16 protein-coding genes and 1 pseudogene are annotated in these 19,531 nt (G+C 72.1%); 9 read left to right on the forward strand and 8 right to left on the reverse strand.

Features of this window, described 5'->3' with window-relative positions:
- On the forward strand, positions 1 to 888 hold an 888-nt coding region (locus BLS43_RS28395), incomplete at its 5' end, for an LLM class flavin-dependent oxidoreductase (RefSeq protein ID WP_093089790.1).
- A gap of 217 nt (positions 889 to 1,105) precedes the next feature.
- Here BLS43_RS28395 and BLS43_RS28400 read toward each other — a convergent pair.
- Positions 1,106 to 1,858, reverse strand: coding sequence for a DUF2382 domain-containing protein (locus BLS43_RS28400; protein WP_342741213.1), 753 nt, complete (start codon positions 1,856 to 1,858; stop codon positions 1,106 to 1,108).
- Between the two features lie 267 nt (positions 1,859 to 2,125).
- Positions 2,126 to 3,172, reverse strand: coding sequence for an alcohol dehydrogenase catalytic domain-containing protein (locus BLS43_RS28405; protein ID WP_093089791.1), 1,047 nt, complete (start codon positions 3,170 to 3,172; stop codon positions 2,126 to 2,128).
- A 229-nt stretch (positions 3,173 to 3,401) separates the two neighbouring features.
- On the opposite strand from BLS43_RS28405, the gene BLS43_RS28410 reads away from it, so the two are divergent.
- The 4 genes from BLS43_RS28410 to BLS43_RS28425 all read left to right on the forward strand — a co-directional run bounded on the left by BLS43_RS28410 (position 3,402) and on the right by BLS43_RS28425 (position 7,956).
- A complete protein-coding gene (locus BLS43_RS28410; protein ID WP_093089792.1) occupies positions 3,402 to 5,273 on the forward strand; it encodes an AAA-type ATPase lid domain-containing protein in 1,872 nt (623 codons plus the stop codon).
- 404 nt (positions 5,274 to 5,677) lie between these two features.
- Positions 5,678 to 6,247 carry an aromatic-ring-hydroxylating dioxygenase subunit beta gene (locus tag BLS43_RS28415; RefSeq protein ID WP_176921619.1) on the forward strand — a complete coding sequence of 190 codons (570 nt, stop codon included), beginning with the start codon at positions 5,678 to 5,680 and terminating at the stop codon, positions 6,245 to 6,247.
- Positions 6,248 to 6,259: 12 nt separating this feature from the next.
- The gene (locus BLS43_RS28420; protein ID WP_093089794.1) at positions 6,260 to 6,601 is read left to right on the forward strand and encodes a bifunctional 3-phenylpropionate/cinnamic acid dioxygenase ferredoxin subunit; all 342 of its coding nucleotides are present in this window, start codon (positions 6,260 to 6,262) and stop codon (positions 6,599 to 6,601) included.
- A 38-nt stretch (positions 6,602 to 6,639) separates the two neighbouring features.
- A complete protein-coding gene (locus tag BLS43_RS28425; RefSeq protein WP_093089795.1) occupies positions 6,640 to 7,956 on the forward strand; it encodes an aromatic ring-hydroxylating oxygenase subunit alpha in 1,317 nt (438 codons plus the stop codon).
- 78 nt (positions 7,957 to 8,034) lie between these two features.
- On the opposite strand, the gene BLS43_RS28430 is transcribed toward BLS43_RS28425, so the two are convergent.
- Positions 8,035 to 9,261: an NAD(P)/FAD-dependent oxidoreductase gene (locus BLS43_RS28430; protein ID WP_093089796.1), complete on the reverse strand. Its 1,227-nt coding sequence runs from the start codon at positions 9,259 to 9,261 to the stop codon at positions 8,035 to 8,037.
- A gap of 197 nt (positions 9,262 to 9,458) precedes the next feature.
- Here BLS43_RS28430 and BLS43_RS28435 point away from each other — a divergent pair, with 197 nt between their 5' ends.
- Positions 9,459 to 10,316, forward strand: coding sequence for an alpha/beta fold hydrolase (locus BLS43_RS28435; protein WP_218130051.1), 858 nt, complete (start codon positions 9,459 to 9,461; stop codon positions 10,314 to 10,316).
- Here BLS43_RS28435 and BLS43_RS28440 read toward each other — a convergent pair.
- The 5 genes from BLS43_RS28440 to BLS43_RS28460 all read right to left on the reverse strand — a co-directional run bounded on the left by BLS43_RS28440 (position 10,313) and on the right by BLS43_RS28460 (position 16,387).
- Positions 10,313 to 11,542, reverse strand: coding sequence for a multidrug effflux MFS transporter (locus tag BLS43_RS28440; protein WP_093089797.1), 1,230 nt, complete (start codon positions 11,540 to 11,542; stop codon positions 10,313 to 10,315). The genes BLS43_RS28435 and BLS43_RS28440 overlap by 4 nt on opposite strands.
- A 76-nt stretch (positions 11,543 to 11,618) precedes the next feature.
- On the reverse strand, positions 11,619 to 12,671 hold the full coding sequence (locus BLS43_RS28445; RefSeq protein WP_143030278.1) for a sugar ABC transporter substrate-binding protein: 1,053 nt from the start codon (positions 12,669 to 12,671) through the stop codon (positions 11,619 to 11,621).
- Between the two features lie 103 nt (positions 12,672 to 12,774).
- Positions 12,775 to 13,827, reverse strand: a complete 1,053-nt coding sequence (locus tag BLS43_RS28450; RefSeq protein ID WP_093089799.1) for an ABC transporter permease — start codon at positions 13,825 to 13,827, stop codon at positions 12,775 to 12,777.
- A 27-nt stretch (positions 13,828 to 13,854) separates the two neighbouring features.
- A complete protein-coding gene (locus tag BLS43_RS28455; protein ID WP_093089800.1) occupies positions 13,855 to 15,372 on the reverse strand; it encodes a sugar ABC transporter ATP-binding protein in 1,518 nt (505 codons plus the stop codon).
- 181 nt (positions 15,373 to 15,553) lie between these two features.
- Entirely contained in the window at positions 15,554 to 16,387 is an 834-nt protein-coding gene (locus BLS43_RS28460; protein WP_176921620.1) for an IclR family transcriptional regulator, read from the reverse strand.
- Between the two features lie 166 nt (positions 16,388 to 16,553).
- Here BLS43_RS28460 and BLS43_RS28465 point away from each other — a divergent pair, with 166 nt between their 5' ends.
- From BLS43_RS28465 to BLS43_RS28470, 3 genes and pseudogenes are all read left to right on the forward strand, one after another.
- Positions 16,554 to 17,960, forward strand: a complete 1,407-nt coding sequence (locus BLS43_RS28465) for a DHA2 family efflux MFS transporter permease subunit (RefSeq protein WP_176921621.1) — start codon at positions 16,554 to 16,556, stop codon at positions 17,958 to 17,960.
- A gap of 125 nt (positions 17,961 to 18,085) precedes the next feature.
- Positions 18,086 to 18,247, forward strand: a pseudogene (locus BLS43_RS32250) (helix-turn-helix domain-containing protein); the annotation flags it as partial.
- A gap of 13 nt (positions 18,248 to 18,260) precedes the next feature.
- Positions 18,261 to 19,067 (forward strand): DDE-type integrase/transposase/recombinase, encoded by an 807-nt coding sequence (locus tag BLS43_RS28470; RefSeq protein WP_218130052.1) that lies wholly within the window; start codon positions 18,261 to 18,263, stop codon positions 19,065 to 19,067.
- Positions 19,068 to 19,531 lie beyond the last annotated feature (464 nt).

Here is a 19,531-nt window from a genome sequence, read left to right on the forward strand (position 1 = left end):
CGGATCCTGCCCGGCGTGGTGGTGCTGCCGAGCTACAACCCGCTGCTGATCGCGTCGGAGATGGCGATGCTGGACCATCTGGCGCCGGGCCGGGTGGGCATCGGGGTGGCCCGCGGTGGCGGCCGGTACCAGCTGGACCGGATCGGGGTGGACCCGGCCGCGGCGCGGGAGGTCTACGAGGAGGCCCTGGAGATCATCCGTCGGGTGTGGGTCGAGGACGACGTGACCTACGACGGACGCTACTTCTCGTTCCCGCGCACCACGATCGTGCCGAAACCGGCCTCGCAGCCCGGCCCCGACCTGTGGGTCGGCTCGCAGAGCGTCGACGGCGTGCGGAAGGTCGCAGCGGACGGGATGAACCTGCTCACGGCGCCGAACTGGGGCAACTTCGAGCCGCACGGGGACCTCGAGGCGCTCCTCGAGGCCTACAACACCGCCGCCGCCGAGAGCGGTGCGCCGCGCGGTGAGGTCATGGTCTACCGGCACACCTGGCTGGGCCGCACCGAGGCCGACGCGCTGGAGTACTTCGACGACATGGTGAACGAGTACAACCACTACCTCGCCCTCACCCAGACCGGGGCCAAGGGCACCCGCGAGGAGCGCCTCAAGGCGCGCGGCACGGGCGAGAAGGTCGATTTCGTGAAGTCGGGCCGCGTCATCCCGGCGGAGGAGACGCCCTCCAGCGAGGCCCTGTGGGAGCAGTACTCCGACCCCGTTCTCGCCACACCGGAGAAGATGATCGGACGCTTCAAGGAGATGGAGGCCATGGGCGTCGACCATCTCGCCTGCCTGATCGCCTGGGGCCAGCCCATCGAGGCCGTCGTCGCGCAGATGGAGCTGATGGCCGAGCAGGTGCTGCCCGCCTTCGCCGACCAGGAGCGGGTGTGAGCCACGGGTCCGGGCGACGGGGCTGCGGCCTCGCGGCTCCTGCCTGAGTGGTGCGCCGTGGTCGACGAAGGTCTCGACCTTCGGGAGGCCTACGCCCGCGGGCGGGTGCCCGCGACCACCTGGGGCCCGGCCGTGACAGTCCCCCCGGGCCGCCACCCGAGACGCGGTCAGGGCGCGGACCGGGAGTCCCGGTCCGCGCCCTGGTGACCGCGGTGCGTCAGTGCTTGCGAACCTGGTTCTGCGGGTCGTCGACCTCGACGCGCTCCTTGCGGACGGTGTCGGAGACCGTCTCGTCCTCGGTGACCGTGTCGGTGCCCAGGCGCACGCGCTCCACCGCCTCGGTCGTCTTGTCCACCACCGGGCGCTCGGCGTGCAGGGTGACCTCCTGCTCCTGCTCGCCGATCGCCGCATCCGTCGCGCGCTCGCCGTCGCGGATCGGCTCGCGTTCGAGGCGGACCTCCTCGTGGGAGACCGGCACGGTCACCTTCTGCTCCTCGGTGACCACGTACTTGCGCAGGCGGACCCGACCGGTCTCCTCGGTCTCGGTCCCGACCCGCAACCGCTCCTCGGACCGGGTCACGGCCGCCTCGCGGTCGTCCGTGCGCCGGTCGCCACGATCGGCCGCGCCGTGGGAGGCGGCGCGGGTGTCCTCGTTCGCACCCACGTTGTAGTGCCGCAGCAGGGCCTGCTCCTCGCGTGCGTCGAGGTGCTCGTTCGTCTCACCGACGTGCGGGGCGTCCTTGACCTGCTCCTTCGCCACCGGCAGCGCCACGTCGCCGCCCTTCACGTCCGCGCCCTGCAGGGGCACGAAGCTCTCCTTCGTCCCGAACAGGCCGGTGTGCACCGTCGCCCAGGTCGGGGTGCCGTTGCGGTCGTCGACGTAGACCTGCCCGATCTTGCCGATCTTCTCACCGCGGGTGTCGTACGCCTGACGACCGATCAGCTCGGCGGTCATCTTCTCGGTGATCACGATGAAGCTCCCTCCGTGTTCTCGGGCCTCGGTCCCCGGGATCGGGGCGGCCCGTCGAAGGGATCGACCACAACGCCGTCGGACATGCACGTGACCCCGGGAAGCAGGCCCATCGAGTGATCCGCGTGGGCCGACCGGGTGGCCGGGGGGCGGTGCCGGAGATCACCCCCCGTGTACCGGGAACCCACCCGGAGGACCGTCACCCGAGGCCGAGAAGGCCGCCGCGGGGCGGTCCGGCCGTGCCGGACCGCCCCGCGGGGTCGGGTGTCAGGAGGGCGAGATGACGACCTTGAGCGCGGAGTTGGCCGCCGCGTTCTTGAACACGTCGTAGGCCTCGTCGATCTGGTCGAAGGTGAACGAGTGGGTGCCCATCTTCTCGGCGGGGATGCGCCCGCTGCCTACCATCTTGAGCAGCGTCGGGATGGACACGGTGTCCACGAGCCCCATCGTCAGGGTGACGTTCTGGATCCACATGTCCTGCATCGGCAGCTCGACGGCGGTGCCGTGCACCCCGACGTTGGCGATCGTGCCGCCCGGGCGGACCAGGGAGGCGGCCGTGAGCAGGGTCTCCGGGTAGCCGACGGCCTCGATGGAGACGTCGACGCCGAGACCGTCGGTCAGCGCGATGACGTCGGCGACGGTCCCCGGGCCCACCTCGACGGCGTCGGTGGCCCCGAACTCCAGCGCCTTCTCCAGCCGGAACTTGTTCGAGTCGACGGCGATGACCTTGGAGGCGCCCCACAGGCCCGTGGTGAGGATCGCGGACAGGCCGACCGCACCCGCGCCGACGACGGCGACCGTGTCGCCCGGGCGGACCCGGCCCGCGAGGACGCCGACCTCGTACCCGGTGGGCAGCGAGTCGGCGAGGAAGATCGCCTGCTCGTTGCTGACCGACTCCGGCACCGCGTACAGCGAGGTGTCGGCGTAGGGCACCCGGACGAGCTCGGCCTGCGTGCCGTCGATGAGGTGCCCGAAGATCCAGCCGATGCCCCCGACGGTCTGACAGTGCGACGGGATGCCGCGCTGGCAGTACTCGCAGCGGCCGCACTTGGTGATCGCCGGCACCAGGACGCGGTCGCCCACCGCGAAGCCCTTCACGGCGTCGCCCACGGCGGTCACCGTGCCGACGGCCTCGTGGCCGAGGATCCGGCCGTCGGTCACCGCGGGCACGTCGCCCTGCAGGATGTGCAGGTCGGTGCCGCAGATCGTCGTGGTGTCGACGCGGACGACCACGTCGGTCGGGTCCTGGATCGTGGCGTCCGGGACTTCCTCCCACGCCTTCTCGCCCGGACCGTGGTAGACAAGTGCCTTCATCGTGTGCCTCCGCGCTGAGGAACGCTCGCGTTCCGTGACTTACTGGGTCCTGCACCGTCAACCCTGGTGGTTCGGCGAGGCGCCGACTGTCTCAGAATCGGACCATCCTGGCGCCACCCTCGCGTCCCGCGGCCCGAAGTGTCCCGGTGCCGGGACACCCCGCTGCACCGCGCGGTCGGCCGGGGGTCGGTCCTACCCAGGACCGGCCCGGGGTCCATAAGCTGCCCGGATGGGATCGTCGGCGGTCGAGATCGAAGCGGCTCGGTGGGCGTTCGACACCGCAGGCCGGGACGTCGGGGCTAGGGAGGTCCTCGCCCGTGGGGCCCTGCGCCCGGAGGTGCTGGCGTCCTGGATCCGGTCGCGCGAGGCCGGCGTCGACGCCGCGCGGATCGGGGCCCGCTTCCTCGGCCACACCCAGGAGGTCCCGCCGGTCGTCTCGGCGGCGGACGAGGTGTTCGACGAGTTCGTGACGGCGAACCCGGGGAGCGGGTGTTCGCTGGTCCTGCTGGACGCCGGCAGCATCGTCCGCTGCCGCCGCGACGACGGCCCCGGGCTCGCCGCCGTGCTCGACGGCCTGCTCGTGGTGCCCGGTTACGGCTACGCCGAGCGGCAGGTGGGCACCACCGCGGCCACGGTCGCGCTGCACGAGCGGGCGGACGTCGCCGTCGGCGGTGCCGAGCACTACCACTGGCGCCTCGCGGGCCTCGCCGGTGCCGCCGCCGTGGTCACCGACCCGCACCGGGGGGAGGTCTGCGGCGCGGTGTGGCTGGTCGGTCCGGCGTCGGAGCGCTCCGCGCTGCAGCTCCCGCTGGCCAGGGTGCTCGCGGACCGGATCGCCGAGCGGATGGCGGCGCAGCCGCACCGCCGCACCCGCGCCGTGCTGGAGGCGCTGGAGCGGGTGCGTGCCGCGGACCAGTGGGTGCTGGCGACGGACGGCGACCTGCTGGTGTCCAGCCCCTCCTTCCGCCGGAACTCCCCGGCCGACCAGCGGGTGGTGAGCGACCTCGTCCTGTCGGCCCTGGTGCTCGGCCAGTTCGGGCAGCGACACGTCGAGCTGCCGTCCGGGGAGTGCGCCGAGGTCACGCTGCAGCCGATCCACCTGGACGGGGAGGTCGTCGGCTGCGTTCTGGGCGGCGGCCCGACCCGGCACGGGGAGGTCGCCGAGACGCCGGAGGCCGTGCGGCGGCAGGGTTCGCACGTCGCCCCGCTGGCCCGCCGCGACTACACCAAGGCCGCCGGTCCGGCCCGCACCCACGCCGACGCGAAGGTCCGGGCCAACCGCGAGCTGCTGTCCCCGTACCTGCGGGCCCGCCAGGAGGTGGTGGCGAGCATCCACCACGGCCGCAACCACCTCCTCATCGGGGAGCCCGGGGTGGGGAAGCGGACGCTGGTCACGGCACAGTTCCGGGCCGCGTACCCGACCGGTCGGGTCGTGTCGGTGGACTGTTCGTCGTTCACCGGCCGCTACGGCGCCGACCCCGTGCGCGGCCTCGCCCCCACCGGGGACGGCCGCCCGCAGCTGCTGGTGCTGTCCGGGATGACGACGCTCTCCCCGGTCGGCGCCCGGCAGCTCGACGAGGCGCTGCGGCCGCTGGTCGCGCTGGACGCGCCACCGCTGGTGGTCGGCTGCGTCGACAGCCCCGCGGTGGATGCGACCAGTCCCTACGGGCTGCTGCTGCGCCACTTCCACGAGGTGACCCGGATCCCCGCGCTGCGCTACCGCGCCGACGAGATCTCGGAGCTGGCGCTGACGGTGCTGCGCCGGGTCGCCGGTCGCTGTTCGCTGCGGCTGAGCCTGCAGGTCATCCGGGTGCTGGAGGGCTATGCGTGGCCGGGGAACATCAGCGAGCTCGAGGACGTGATGCGGTACGTGGTCGCGCGCAAGACCATGGGCGAGGTGCAGCCGATGGACCTGCCACCGCTGTGTTTCCAGGGCGGGGCGCGCCGGATGTCCATGTTGGAGTCGGCGCAGTGCGACGCGATCATCCAGGCGCTCTACGAGTCCAACGGGAACCGCTACAAGGCCGCGGCGATGCTGGGCATCGCCCGCTCCTCGCTCTACCGCAAGATCGACGCGTTCGGCATCAGCTACATCGCCTGACCGCCCGGCCACACCGACCGCGAGAGCGAGACGCCGACACGGCCGACTTCGCCGACTTCAACCTGGGGAGCTACTTCGCGGGCCTCGGAGGTGACCCGCCGCCGTTCCCGGTGACCTTCGCCTGCCTGGAGGCGCGGCGCGGCATCGTCCTCACCCTCGACACCTGGACCCTGGGCTACCGGCCCCGGGACCTGCAGCGTGCTCGTCCGCACCTCGGGCGCGCCCACGGGCTGAGCGAGGGCCGAGATGTCGGCGGTATGACACGCAGGTCACCGCCACGTGTGGCTGTCGGGGCTGTTCCGATGAGCGGTCCGCGCACCTCGTCCCACCGCGTCGCACGTCCTTATCGTCGGGCTCTCCGAGATGCGCACCGCGTTCCCCGGCGAAAGGTCCGCGTGGTTGTTGTGACAGTGATCGACCGTGACACCCAGTCCGAGGTGTTCGCCCCGACTGCGAGCGCGAAGTCGGCCCAGGAGCTGTGGACGGAGCTGAACGCGTTCTACATCGCCGAGGCGTGGCTGCTCGACGAGCGCAAGCTCCACGAGTGGCTGGACATGTTCACCGAGGACCTCCTCTACTTCATGCCGCGCCGCAAGAACGTGCCGAGCCGCGAGGCGGACCGCGAGATCCCGCCCTACGGCACCGACCTGCCGTTCTTCGACGAGGACCGCAAGATGATGCTGGTCCGCATCCAGCGCATGGACAGCGGCATGGCCTGGGCCGAGGAGCCGCCGTCCCGGACCCGCCACCTGGTCGGCAACCTCGTGGTCCAGCGCGTCGAGGAGGACGGCACGGTCCACGCCAAGACCGCGTTCCTCTGCCACCGCTCGCACGCCGAGTACGACACCGCGCTGTACTCCGGGTACCGCGAGGACGTCCTGCACCCCGTCGACGGCACGTGGAAGATCTCGCGCCGCACGATCGTGCTGGACGTCAACGTCGTCCTCGACAAGAACATGGCGATCTTCTTCTAGGAGCACGAAGCGATGAGCGACCAGGACGACGAGCGGTGGACGACGGCGGGGCGGGTCGGTGACCTGGCCGAGGGCGAGGCCGTGCTCGTCACGAGTCCCGGCTGCCCGGCTCGGGCGCTGTTCCTGGCCGGGGGCGACTACTTCGCCCTCGACGACGTCTGCTCCCACGGCAAGTCCTCCCTCTCGGAGGGCTTCGTCGAGGGCACCGCGGTCGAGTGCGTCCTGCACGGCGCGCTGTTCGACCTGCGGACCGGCAAGGCACTCACCATGCCGGCGACGGTCCCGATGACGACCTACCCGGTGCGGGTCAGCGACGGCGAGATCCTCGTCCGCGACCGCCCTCACGAGAACTGAGCACACCGGACTACCCGAACTTGCGAGAGGTGACTGCGGTGGCAGGAACGAAGTACGAGATCCTCGATCCCGAGACGGGGTGGCTCGACCCGTCGATCTACACCGACCAGGAGATCTACCGCCGGGAGATGACGCACATCTTCGGCCGGGCCTGGCTGCTGATCGGTCACGACAGTCTGATCCCGAACCCCGGCGACTTCTTCCACACCTACATGGGCGAGGACCCGGTCATCCTGTCCCGGGGCAGCGACGGATCGGTCAACGTCCTGCTGAACATGTGCCGCCACCGCGGGGCGCGGCTGGTCCGGGCGGACGACGGCAACTGCAACAGCTTCGTCTGCAGCTACCACGCCTGGACCTACGGCCTCGACGGCGAGCTGGAGTACGTGCCGGGCGAGCAGGAGGTCTACTACGGCGAGCTCGACCGCTCGAAGCTCGGCCTCAAGCGGGCGCGGGTCGCCACCTACGCCGGGCTGGTGTTCGCCACCTGGGCCGAGGACGCCCCCAGCCTCGAGGACTACCTGGGCGACGCCCGCTGGTACCTCGACATGGAGTTCAACCGCAGTGGCAAGGGCACCTACGCGGTGGGCCCGCACAAGTGGATCCAGCCGATCAACTGGAAGACCGCCGTCGACAACTGCTCCGACTGGTACCACGTGCCGGTGTCGCACGCCTCGGCCGCGAACGCCATGTTCCGGGTGCTGGGCGAGCCGCGGTTCACCCACGACCGGCTGTTCCAGATGAAGGGCCGGGCCGCGTTCGTGAACGGCCACCAGGTCCAGTACTTCAAGATGCCCGAGGACAGCCTGGCCGGCCAGTCGAAGTCGATCCCGACGGCCACCGCCGAGGACGACACCGCCGAGGCCGTCGAGCGGCTCGGCGAGTTCCGGGCCAAGTCCGTCGTGCTGGGCACGCACAGCCTGTTCCCCAACACGGTCCTGGGCTTCCGGCTGGCGATCCCGCGCGGCCCGCTCAAGACCGAGTTCTGGCACTTCGCGCTGGCCAGCAACGCCGACACCCCGGAGCAGCAGCGGGAGGTCCTGCGCGTGCACACCGCCCGCAACGGCGTCACCGGGCACTTCGAGGCGGACGACGTCGACAACTGGCGGCAGGTCTCGGAGTCCGGCCTCTCGGGGACCTACCGGGAGCTGGGGCAGCGGGTCAACCTGGGCATCGGGCACACCCACACCGACGACGTGTTCCCCGGGGCGTTGTCGGACAGGTTCGTGTCCGAGAACAACCACCGGCACTTCTACCGGCGCTGGGAGGAGTTCATGAACGCCGACTCCTGGGCCGACATCCCCCTCGACCCGCAGAAGGCGACGTACGAGGGCACCGCCGGGATGAACGAGTAGCCGCACCGAGCAGCACCACCGGGAACGCCGGCGGTCGGGGTCGTCCCCGACCGCCGGCGTTCCCGTGTCGGGCGGGTGTCAGGCGGCGCGCGGCCTGGCCAGCCTGCGCAGGTCCGTGGCCGGGTCCGCCAGGGCCGCCGGGTCGACGACGGTGCCGGCCGCGATGAGCCGCATCGCGGCCCGCACGTCCCGCCCCCGGTCGATCGCGAACACCCCGCGGACCACACCGTCCCGCACGTGGAACGCGCTGAAGTCCCAGCCCGCCCGGTCGCCGCGGAGGACGACGTCGGCGCTCGCGTCGAGCGTCCCGGCGATCTGGATGGTGTGCTCGAACTGGTCGGACCAGAACCAGGGCACGTCCCGGGCCGGGACCTCCTGGCCCAGGATCGCCGCCGCCGCGACGTCCGCCTGCTCCTGCGCGTTCTGGAACGACTCGAGCCGGACCATGCCCTGGCCCCGCCACCCCGGCTGCAGCGTCACGTCGCCCACCGCGAAGACGGCCGGGTTGCCCGTGGCGGCCCGCTCGTCCACGTGGACGCCCCCGGCCACGGCGAGCCCCGCCGCCGCGGCGAGCTCGGTGGCGGGCTCGATGCCGACGCCCACCACCACGACGTCCGCCGGGATCCGGTCGCCGCCGCCGATCTCCACCTCGCGCACCCGGTCGCGGCCCAGGAAGCGGTGCACGCCGGTGCCGAGGCGCACGCGTGCGCCGCGCCGGACGTGCTCCTCGAGCACGAACGGCCCCCAGACCGGGCCGAGGGAGCGGGCGAGGGGGACCGGGGCGTGTTCCAGCACCGTGACCTCGCAGCCCAGGCCGAGCGCGGTGGCGGCGACCTCGGCGCCGATGAACCCGGCGCCCACCACGACGACCCGGGCGCCCGCGACGAGCTCGCCGCGCAGCGCCAGCGCATCCTCGACGGTGCGCACCTCGTGGATGCCGGCGAGGTCCTCGCCCTCGACACCCAGCCGCCTGCCGCGCCCGCCGGTGCAGAGGACGACCGCGTCGGCCCCGGGGCGCGCGCCGGTCGACAGGGCGACGGCCGACTCGGCCGGCACGATCTCCTCGACCCGCTCACCGAGGCGCAGGTCCACGTCGATGCCCGCCCAGTCGATCGGGAGGACGAGCTCGGCGGGGTCCTGCGCGCCGCTGAGCACCTGCTTGGACAGCGCCGGGCGCTCGTACGGCGGGGTCTCCTCGGCGCCCACCAGGGTGATGCGGCCCGTGAACCCGCGCGAGCGCAGCGACCGGGCGACGGTCCCGCCCGCCAGGTTCGCCCCGGCGATGACCACCGACCGGGGCGTCACGACCGCGCCCCCGGACTCGTGCGGACGGCGGCCCGGAAGATCGTGCTCGTCATGCGTTCACGCTACGGACGGGCGCCGCCGCGCCCCACCGTCCCGGTCCGGTGGCCGGACCCGGTCCGGGGAGCGGATCACCGTCGTTGACCGCGGCTCCCGCGCCGGGGGATGGTCGCGCTCGCCGATCTCCCCGGAGGTGCCACGTGGGTCTGCTCGACGCCCCGCCGCAGTTCGCCCGGTCCACCACGGGGCCGGACGGGCCGGTGCACTACGTCGCCGTCGGCGAGGGCCCGCCGCTGGTCCTCGTCGCGGCGTGGGGTCCGCAGCCCGGCACCACCGCCTGGCTGACCTACGCCGGCGTCCTGGAGCGGCTGGGCGCGGGCCGCCGGTGCATCGCGGTGGACCTGCCCAACTTCGGGCGGACCGGTCCGCTGACCTTCCACGAGCCCGCGCACGATCCCGCCGCCCGCGCGGTGGCGGCGGCGATGGACGCGGAGGGGATCGCCGCGGCACCCGTCGTCGGGACGTCGATGGGGGCGACCACCGGGATCGTCCTCGCGCTCGCCGCGCCCGAACGCGTCACCGGCCTGGTCGTCGGGGCCTGCCACGCCTCGACGGGCGGCGACCCCTACCTGCTCGCGCCGTTCCCGTCGGAGTCGGGGGTGGCCGCCGCCGACCTCGCGGCGGCGCCCGACGACGAGGGCGCCCTGCGGCGGTTCCTGCGCACGCTGTTCCACGACCCCGCCCGGGTGACCGACGAGCTGGTGGCCGACACGACGGCCTTCCGCCAGCAGCACCCCGAGCACCTGCGGGCGGGCGCGGCGTCGGTCAGCGTGGCGCACAGCAACATGGCGCTGCTGTCGGAGATCACGGTCCCGATGCTGGTGATCCACGGGCGGTCCGACCGCATGGTGCCGTTCGAGCAGGGCCTGATGATCAGCAGCCACGTGCCGCAGGCCGACCTGGTGGGGCTGAACCGCTGCGGGCACTGGCCCCCGGTCGAGCGGCCCGTCGAGTTCGCCGACCAGGTCGAGCTCTTCCTGCGCCGCAACGGGATCTAGGAGCGCCGGCGCCGGCGGGCGGGCAGGCTCAGCGCCGCGAGCGCCATCGCCGCGGTGCACACCCCGGCCAGCGCGCCGACCCCGGACCCGAGCAGCCCGACGATCGGGGTGGCGAGCGCGGCGATCCCGAACTGGGCGCCGCCGTACAGGGCCGAGGCCGCACCGGCGGTGTCCGCGCCCTCGCGCTGCAGCGACGTGACGACCGCCGGGGTCACGGTCCCCATGCCGATCATGAAGACGGCGAAGGAGACCCACGCGACGGCGAGACCGTCCACCCCGGACAGCCTGCACGCGAGGAGCAGGAGGGTGCCGCCGAGCGCGACCAGCACGCCCACGCGGAGCAGGGTGTCGACCCGGAACCGGCGGGCGAGCACACCGAAGACCAACCCGGCGCCGACCATGCCGAGGCAGCTGGTGCCGAACATGACGCCGTACCCGGTGGGGGACAGGCCGTAGACCTCCTGGAACACGAAGGTCGCACCCGAGATGAAGGCGAACAGGGCGCACGCGGTGAAGGTGCCCGCGGCGAGGTAGCGCACGAACGAGGGCCGCACGGCCAGCCGCCCCATCGCCCCCAGGCTGCGCCGGATCCCTCCGGGCGTCCGGCGCTCGGGAGGCAGCGACTCCGGGACGAACACGAGGATGGCGACGAGGAGCACCGCGCCGACGCCCGCGAGCACCGCGAAGACGCTCCGCCACCCGGCCGACCCGACGATCGCGCCGCCCACGAGGGGAGCGAGCACCGGCGCCACCCCGGACACCATGGCCAGGTAGCTGAAGTAGCGCGGGACCTCCTGCTGCGAGAACCGGTCCGCGAGCACCGCCCGCGACAGCACCACGGCCGCGGCGCCGAGCAGACCCTGGAAGAAGCGGGCCGCGGTCAGCACGCCGACCGACGGCGCCAGCGCGCACAGCAGCGAGCACGCGATGTACCCGACGGTGCCGGCCAGGAGCGGTGCCCGCCTGCCGCGCGCGTCGCTGAGCGGACCGATCAGCAGCTGACCGATCCCGAGACCCGACAGGAACGCGGTGAGGGTGAGCTGGACGGGGACGTCGCCGACCCCGAACTCCCGCGTCATCGCGGGCAGGCCGGGGATGTACATGTCGATCGACAGCGGCGCCGTCCCGGCCATCAGGCCCAGGATCCCGACCAACAGGCGGCGCCTGCGGGGCGGGGGTGCGGCGGACGGCGGGCCGGGGACGGCCCGGATCGTGCCGTCGGTCACGGGATCTCCTGCTCTGCGACACCCGGACGCCCCCCGGTGCCTCGGCACCGGGGGGCGTCCGGATGGTGGTGAGGGCTCAGTTCGACGTGGTGTAGTCGAGCGTGTCGAAACTGATCTTCCGGTCGGCCGGGGGCACGTACTGGCCGACCGTGTCCTTGGTGACGAAGGTCGACTTCAGCACCGTGTTCTTCGGCGCCGCGTTGTTGAGGACCTCGTTGGCCAGCTTGACGAACAGCCAGCCCGCCTCGGGGTTGTTGGGGTCCCAGGTGCCGGTCAGGCGGCCTTCCCGGACCGCCTGCACGGCGTCCGCGTCACCGTTGGAGCCGGTCACGACCACGCCGTCGTTGCTCAGGTCGTAGACGGTCTTGCCCGCCGCGATCACGGCGGCCGAGGCGCCCAGTGCCGAGGCGTCGTTGTAGGCCCACACGCCGCTGACGTCCGGGTAGCGGGTGAGCAGGTCGGCCACGAGCTTCTGCGCGCCCGCCGCCTGGTCGGTGGTGTTCGAGACGTGGCTGACCACCGTGAGCCCGGCCGCGGAGGCCGCGTCGGTGAAGCACTTGACCACTGCGTCGATCGACGGGACGCCGTCGAGGCCCACCGTGATGACCTGGCCGCCGGGATGGGCCTTGGCGTACAGCGCGGCGGACTGCGCCATGGGTCCTCCGGGCGCGCACGTCGAGGACTCCTGCCAGAGGGTCGCCGAGATCCCGTCGCCCTCGGAGTTGACCCCGATGATCGGGATGCCCGCGTTCTGCGCCTGCTTGTAGATGCCGACCGTGGCACCCGGGTCGAGCGTCCAGGAGCCGATGACGTTCATCTGGCGCTGGATCATCGTGGTGATGTTCGAGATCTGGGTGCTGGGGTTGATGTTCGAGTCGTACATGGTGTAGTCCCAGCCGACCGACGCCGACGCCGCCTTGGCACCTGTGTCGAACTGCTGCTGACCCGGCTGGGCGGCGACCGGCGCCGCGTAGCCGAACTTCGTTCCTGCCTTGAAGCTGCCGTCTCCCGAGGCCGCGGACGAGCCGCCGGACGGGGCGGCGGGCGCGGTCGACGGGCTGCTACAGGCCGTCAGGGCCAGCACCAGGGCGGCGCCGGCGGCGGCCGCTGCGGCAAGGGTTCGCTTCACGGGACTCTCTCTCCAGATCTCGGGGTCGGTCGGGACGGGTCGGTGGGGGAGCGGGGTGTCGTGGTCGGGTCGTGCGGTCGGGGGACCGCGGGGTCGGCTCGGGTCAGCCGACCCTGGTCGTGATGGCTCTGCGACGCAGCCGGATCCCGCGGTCGCGCAGGACCCCGATCCCGACGGCGAGGATGAGGATGGCGCCGTTCACGGTGCCCTGCCAGAACGCCGGGATCTCGCTCAGCGTCATGCCGTTCTGGATCACGCCGAGGAACAGGACGCCGATCATCGTGCCGAGCACGCCGCCCTCGCCGCCGGTGAACGCGGTGCCGCCGATCAGGACGGCGGCGATCGCCGTCATCAGCAGGGTGGGGTCCGACGCCGCCGCGGCGCCGGTGAGCCTGCCCACGGACACCAGCCCGGCGAGCCCGGCGGCGAGACCGGCGATGAGGAACACGAACAGCACCATCATCGCGGTGTTGATGCCGTTGAGCCGCGCGGCCTCGGGGTTGGAGCCCATGGCGAACAGCGAGCGGCCGAAGGCGGTGTAGCGCAGCACGAACGCCGCGGCCAGGAGCACGACGGCGTCGAAGATCATGAGCACCGGGACCGGCCCGACGGTGCCGTTGACGAACTGGTAGACCGGGTCGAAGCCGGGGGCGCCGTAGACGCTGATGGTCGCGCCCTTGTTCACGATCAGCGCGAAGCTGGCCAGGATCGACATGAACCCGAGCGTCACGACGATCATGGAGATCTTCACGTAGCTGATCAGGACGCCCTGCACCAGGCCGATCACCAGCCCCGCGAGGATCGGCGAGGCGATGGCGACCCAGGCCGGCATCCCGGCCTGCAGGGCGAGGCCGAGCACCATGCCGGTGGCGCTCAGCGCCGACGCGGAGGACAGGTCGAAGCCGCCGCCGATGATCACGAAGGTGGCACCCAACGCCAGCAGCAGGATCACGCTGTTCGACGCGACGATGTTGGTGATGTTGCCCCAGCTCAGGAACACCGGCTGGGTCAGCGCGAGGTACACGCAGACCGCCAGCAGCGCGACGACGACCCCGGTGAAGCGGCCGAGCGACAGGCGCGGCCTGCGCCGAGCGGGGGCGGCGTCCGCCGGAGGGGTCTCCGCGGAGAGGGTGGGATCGGAGTCCAGGAGAGTCATGACGATCCTTCTCGAGAGCGGCTGGGGTCAGGCGGCGGCGGTCTGCGGGCGGCCGGACACGGCGACGGCGGCGACGGTCTCCTCGTCGAGACCCTCGGCGTCGAACTCGGCGTGGACGCCGCCCCGGTGGAAGACGAGGACGCGGTCGGCGAGGCCGAGGATCTCGGGGAGTTCCGAGGAGATCAGGACGACCGCGGCGCCCGCGGCGACCTGCTCCTGCAGCAGCGCGTACACCTGGCTCTTCGAGCCGACGTCGATGCCGCGGGTGGGCTCGCTGAGGACGAAGACCGTGCAGCCCCTGGCGAAGGTGCGGCCCAGGACCACCTTCTGCTGGTTGCCGCCGGACAGGGTGGAGATGCGGACGTTCTCGTTCGCGGCGACCACGCCGTAGCGCCGCATCCCGTCCCGCACGAGCGTGGCCTCCTCGCGGACCCGCAGCACGCCGAGGCGCGAGAGCGTGCCCCGCCACGCGAGCGCGAAGTTCTCGGCCACGCTGCGGTTGGGCAGGATCGCCTGGCCCTTGCGGTCGTCCGGGACGTAGCCGATACCGCTGTCCACGGCCTGCCGCGGGTTGGTGATGGCGGCCTCCCGGCCCCCGACCTCGATGGTGCCCGCGGAGGGGATCGCGCCACCCAGGGCCATCCCGAGCTCGGCCTTGCCCGAGCCCACGAGGCCCGCGACCCCCAGGATCTCCCCGCGGCGCACCTCGAACGAGGTGGGGAGCAGCGCACCGTCCAGTGTGTGCAGGTCGGTGACCTTGAGCGCGACGGCCTCCGGGGTGACGTCCCGGGAGCCGAAGTAGTCGTCGAGGTCGCGGCCGACCATCAGGCGCACCAGGGCGTCCTCCGGGGTCTGCGGCAGCGGGACGGTGCCCATCAGCCTGCCGTCCCGCAGTACGGACGCCACCGAGCAGGAGCGGTACAGCTCGGGCATGCGGTGCGAGATCATGAGCACCCCGACGCCGCGGTCCCGCTGCTCCTCGACGATCTCCAGGAGCCGGTCGGTCGCGGCCTCGGACAGCGAGCTCGTGGCCTCGTCGAGGATGAGCAGCCGGGCGTTGGTGGAGATCGCCCGCGCGATCTCGATCTCCTGCTGCAGCTCGAGACTCAGATCGCGGACCGCCGTGCGCGGGTTCACGTGCACCCGGAGATCGTCGAGGATCGCCTGGGCCTCCCGCACGCACCGGTCCCAGTCGACCGTGCCCCAGCGGGTCCGCGGCATCCGGCCGATGAAGATGTTCTCCGCCACCGACAACGTGGGCGCCAGGGTCAGCTCCTGGCTGATCGACACGATGCCCAGCGCGAGCGCCGTGGACGGCTTCGTGATCACGGTGGGCACGCCGTCGATCTCGACCGTGCCCGCGTCCGGCTGGTGGGTCCCGTTCACGATCTTGGCCAGCGTCGACTTCCCCGAGCCGTTCTCCCCGGTCAGCGAGTGCACCTCGCCCGCACGGATGTCGAGCGAGACGTCGTCGAGGGCGCGCACGCCGGGGAAGGACTTGGAGATCCCGGTGAGCCGGATGAACGGCGCCGTGCTGTCGGTCATCTCGTGTCCCCTCTCGTTCGGCGGCCGGGCGCGTCTCCCGAGTGGAAGACCCGTCCCAGGGGGACATCCTGAGTCGGTTCGCCCCGACCGTTCGCCGGTCGCGGTCCGGTGGCCGGACCTCCGAGGTGAGGGTTTGCGTGCTGGAAACAGCGTGTCGGTGATGTTTCCGCGCGGCGGTCGCTCAGGGTAGCTGCGCGGCCAGCCGGGCCGCCTGCTGCTTGATGGTGCGCTGGAGCTCGACGGCCTGCTCGGGGCGGGTGGGCAGGGGCATCGCGAACGCGCCGACGACCGCGCCGTGGCGGTCGATCACGGGCACCCCGATCGAGCTCGCCCCCACGTGGACCTCCCGCCGCACCACCGCGTAGCCGGTCCGGCGGACGTCACGCAGCTGCAGCGCGAGCTTGGTGGGCGCGACGGTGCTGAACGGCGTGACCCCTCGCAGGGGACGCGCCACGACGGCGCGGAACAGCTCAGGAGGGCTGAACGCGAGGATGGCCTTTCCTGCCGCCGTGCAGTGCAGCGGCGCGCGGGTGCCGACGCCCATCCACCCCGTCGCCTCGTCGACCGTGCCGGAGATCTTGGCGACGCACCGGACGTCCAGCCCCTGGCGGACGGAGACGGTGACCGGCAGCCGGAACTGCGCGAACAGCTCGACGGCGAAGGGGTGACCGACCTCGCGGAGCGACTCGCGGGGGGTCACCAGCTGGCCCAGCTCGGCCATCCGCCTGCCGATGACGAACTTGCCCTCGATCCGTTCGATCACACCCCAGGCGAGCAGCTCGCCCGACAGCCGGTGGACCGTCGTCTTCGACACCCCGGCCTCGCGGGCGAGGGCCGTGAGGCCGAGCGGACCGTGCACCGCGATCGTCTCGACGACCTTGCGGATCTTGTCGACCACGGTCTCCGCGCCGGGGCTCGCGCCCTCGTCGGGTGCGGCCGCGGGCTGTGGTCCGGTCAGATCACGCGCCTGGGCGATCGAGATCATGGCGTCGGGCCGTGCGGTGGGGGGAGTCACAGCCCGTGATCACCTCCGGGTCGAGTCTCACCCGTTCAGATGTCGTCGGTGTGTCCCGCTGGGGTCCGCACGTTTCGTCCTGCACCCCGGCGCCGCCCGGTTCGTCGGTTCCGGTGAGCGAACCGGGCACGTTGACCCTCCCCGTCGGGGTCCGAAACCTACGGGGGTGGCGATCACCAGGACGCTCGACGCCCTCCGCCGACGCCGGGTCTCCGCCCGGGCGGCGGTCGCCGTCGCCTACGTGGCCAGCCTGCTCATGGCGGCGCTGGACACCCACGTCGTCAACATCATGCTGCCGACGCTGACGACCGAGCTGGACAGCCCGCTCTCCGCCGTCCAGTGGACCGTGCTGGCCTACCTGCTGGCCCTGGCGGTCGCCATGCCGGCGTCGGGGTGGCTCGCCACCCGCTTCGGCGACCGGCGGGTGTTCCAGGCGTCGTTGGGGGCCTTCACCGTGGCGAGCGGGCTGTGCGGGATCGCCCAGGACCTGCCGCAGCTCATCGGTCTGCGCGCCGTCCAGGGCGCGGCGGGCGGGCTGGTCATGACCGTCGCCACCTCGATGCTGTATCGCCTCTACCCGCCCGAGCAGCGCGCTCGGCTCGTCCGCACCCTGCTGCTGCCCATCGCGGTGGGGCCCGCCCTCGCCCCGCCGCTGGGCGGGTTCCTGGTGGAGCATCTGTCGTGGCGGTGGGCGTTCCTGGTCAACCTCCCGGTCGGTCTGGCCACGATGGCGGTGATCGCCCTCGGTCTGCCGCGGGACCCGCCGGGCCGCCCGGGTCGCTTCGAGCTGGGCGGCTACCTGCTCGCCGGGATCGGGCTCGCGGCCGTCCTGCTGACCTTGACGCAGGGGCCGGTGTGGGGCTGGGCGTCGCCCGCCGTCCTGGTGCTCGCCGTCGTCGGTCCCGCGGCCCTGGCCGCGGCGGTGGCGGTGCAGCTGCGCAGCCGCGCACCGCTGCTGGACCTGCGGCTACTCGGCGCGCGGCTGTTCCGGCAGACCAACATCGCCACCGCGTTCCAGACGGCCACCTTCCTCGGCGGGATCCTGTTCATCACGCCGATCTTCCTGCAGGAACGGGCCGGGTCCTCCCCGCTGCAGGCCGGGCTGGTGATGGCGCTGGTCCCCGTGGGCGTGGTCCTGTCGTCCCAGACGGTGGGCAGGCGCTACCACGTCATCGGTCCGCGGCTGATGTCCGTCGTGGGTCTCGGGCTGCTGGGCGCGATCTGTCTGTGCCTGGCCGTCTTCGGGGGCGCGACCCCGCTGTGGGTGCTGTGCGCCCTGATGTTCCTGGCCGGGCTGACCAACGGGGGCGCGATGGTCGCCCTCCAGGCGTCGATGTTCGCCCAGGTCGGCCCGGAGCACATGGGATCGGCGTCCACCATCCTCAACGTCAACCGCCAGGTCGCCACCGCGATCGGCGTCGCCGCCGCGACGATCCTCATGACGACGCCCGCGGACAGCGGCTTCCGGCTCGCCTACCTGGCCACCGCGGTGTTCGCGTTCCTCGGGGCGCTGGCCTCGACCCGCATCCTGGACTCCGAGGCCGCCGACACCATGCGGGCGCCGACGGGGTGACCGCTCGACCACGAGGAGGCCCGTCGGCGGCAGCTGGGACTGTGAAACTGATGGGGATGGTTGACACCTGGGTCTCTTGATCATTAGGAGACTCGTCTGTGAGTGATCCCCTCCAGGACCGTCAGGTGCGTCGTCGCCTGGCGGTCCTGCGCCATGCCGAGGAAGTGACCGGCAACGTCGCGATGACCTGCCGCTATTACGGCATCAGTCGCCAGTGCTGCTACACCTGGCTGCGCCGGTTCGACGCCGAAGGCCCCGAGGGACTGCGCGACCGCTCGCACCGGCGACGTCACGATCGGCGTGTCCGGCGTGTCCGGCGTGTGGCGCATCCTCAAACGCCTCGGCCTCTACCGGCTCCCCGCCTCGCAGCGCTACCAACGCCACGACCGGCGCTGGAAACGCTACGAGAAGGCCCAACCCGGCCACCGCGTACAGATCGACGTCAAGTTCATCGAAGCCCTCCCCGCGACCAGCCCGAAGGTCGGCAAGGACCCGGCGGCGGCCGTGGCTGCGCCGGCGTCGGGCTCGGAGCACATCGTGGAGACCACCGGGCTGACCGCGCGCCGCCGGCGCCGCTTCTACCAGTTCACCGCGATCGACGACTGCTCCCGGCTGCGGGTGCTCGAGGTCTACCCGCGCGCGGACCAGAAGACCGCGGTCGCGTTCCTCGACCACGTCCTGGCCCGGCTGCCGTTCAAGGTCGATGTCATCCAGACCGACAACGGCGCGGAGTTCCAGTCCGCGTTCCACTGGCACGCCCTCGACCAGGGCCTGCAGCACGTCTACATCAAGCCTGGCACACCCAGGTTGAACGGGAAGGTGGAGCGCTCACACCGCATCGACGCCGAGGAGTTCTACCGGCTCCTCGAGGGCGTCGTCATCGACGAGGGCACGTCCTTCGAGGACAAGCTGCGCGAGTGGGAGGACTACGACAACTACCACCGCCCGCACGGCGGGCTCGGCGGCCAAACCCCCATGAGAGGCTCCCCCAGAAGACCACCAAACCCGCCGCCCAGGCGTAATCAGCCTCTGTCAGTCGCACACGCACCGACGGTGGGTGTCATGTCTCAGGACATGGGTGACAGTTCTGCATCAGGACTTTGGTGACGGTTGGCATGTCAGGACATCGGTGACACTCGGGGGGGGTGTTTCGGGCGGCGTCCGGGGGAACGACCGTTTCCGACACAGCGGATGCCGGGTTCGGGCCTGTTGCGCTCGAGGAGGATCTCGCCGTCGAGGTCGGCGACGATGATCGTGGCGCCGGGCTGGATGCCGGCGCTGATGATCAGGACCCCTGCCTGAACGCGTGCTCGGCGCCGATCTCGTAGAACACCTTGTCGAGGGTGATCGTGGCGGTGGAGCTGACCTTTCGGACGCGGGTGCCGGCCGGGAGACCTGCTGGTGGGGTCGGGCGGTTCCGGGGCGGGGTGGATCGGCCTTCGGTGTGGCCTGCCACGCGGCTGCCGGTGTGGTGCGGCCGGGCAGTCCTTGGTGGGGGCGTTCGGCGTTGTCGATGTGGTCGAACGCGTCGATCTGGGCCTGGAGCTGCGCGAGTGTGTGGGCCAGGGGTT

Source organism: Pseudonocardia oroxyli (assembly GCF_900102195.1).
Classification (GTDB): domain Bacteria; phylum Actinomycetota; class Actinomycetes; order Mycobacteriales; family Pseudonocardiaceae; genus Pseudonocardia; species Pseudonocardia oroxyli.

Coding starts and splice junctions, on each gene's coding strand:
- BLS43_RS28405 (WP_093089791.1), bottom strand. CDS start 3,172: ATGAAGGCACTTGTCTACCACGGTCCGGGCGAGAAGGCGTGGGAGGAA.
- BLS43_RS28410 (WP_093089792.1), top strand. CDS start 3,402: ATGGGATCGTCGGCGGTCGAGATCGAAGCGGCTCGGTGGGCGTTCGAC.
- BLS43_RS28455 (WP_093089800.1), bottom strand. CDS start 15,372: ATGACCGACAGCACGGCGCCGTTCATCCGGCTCACCGGGATCTCCAAG.
- BLS43_RS28420 (WP_093089794.1), top strand. CDS start 6,260: ATGAGCGACCAGGACGACGAGCGGTGGACGACGGCGGGGCGGGTCGGT.
- BLS43_RS28450 (WP_093089799.1), bottom strand. CDS start 13,827: ATGACTCTCCTGGACTCCGATCCCACCCTCTCCGCGGAGACCCCTCCG.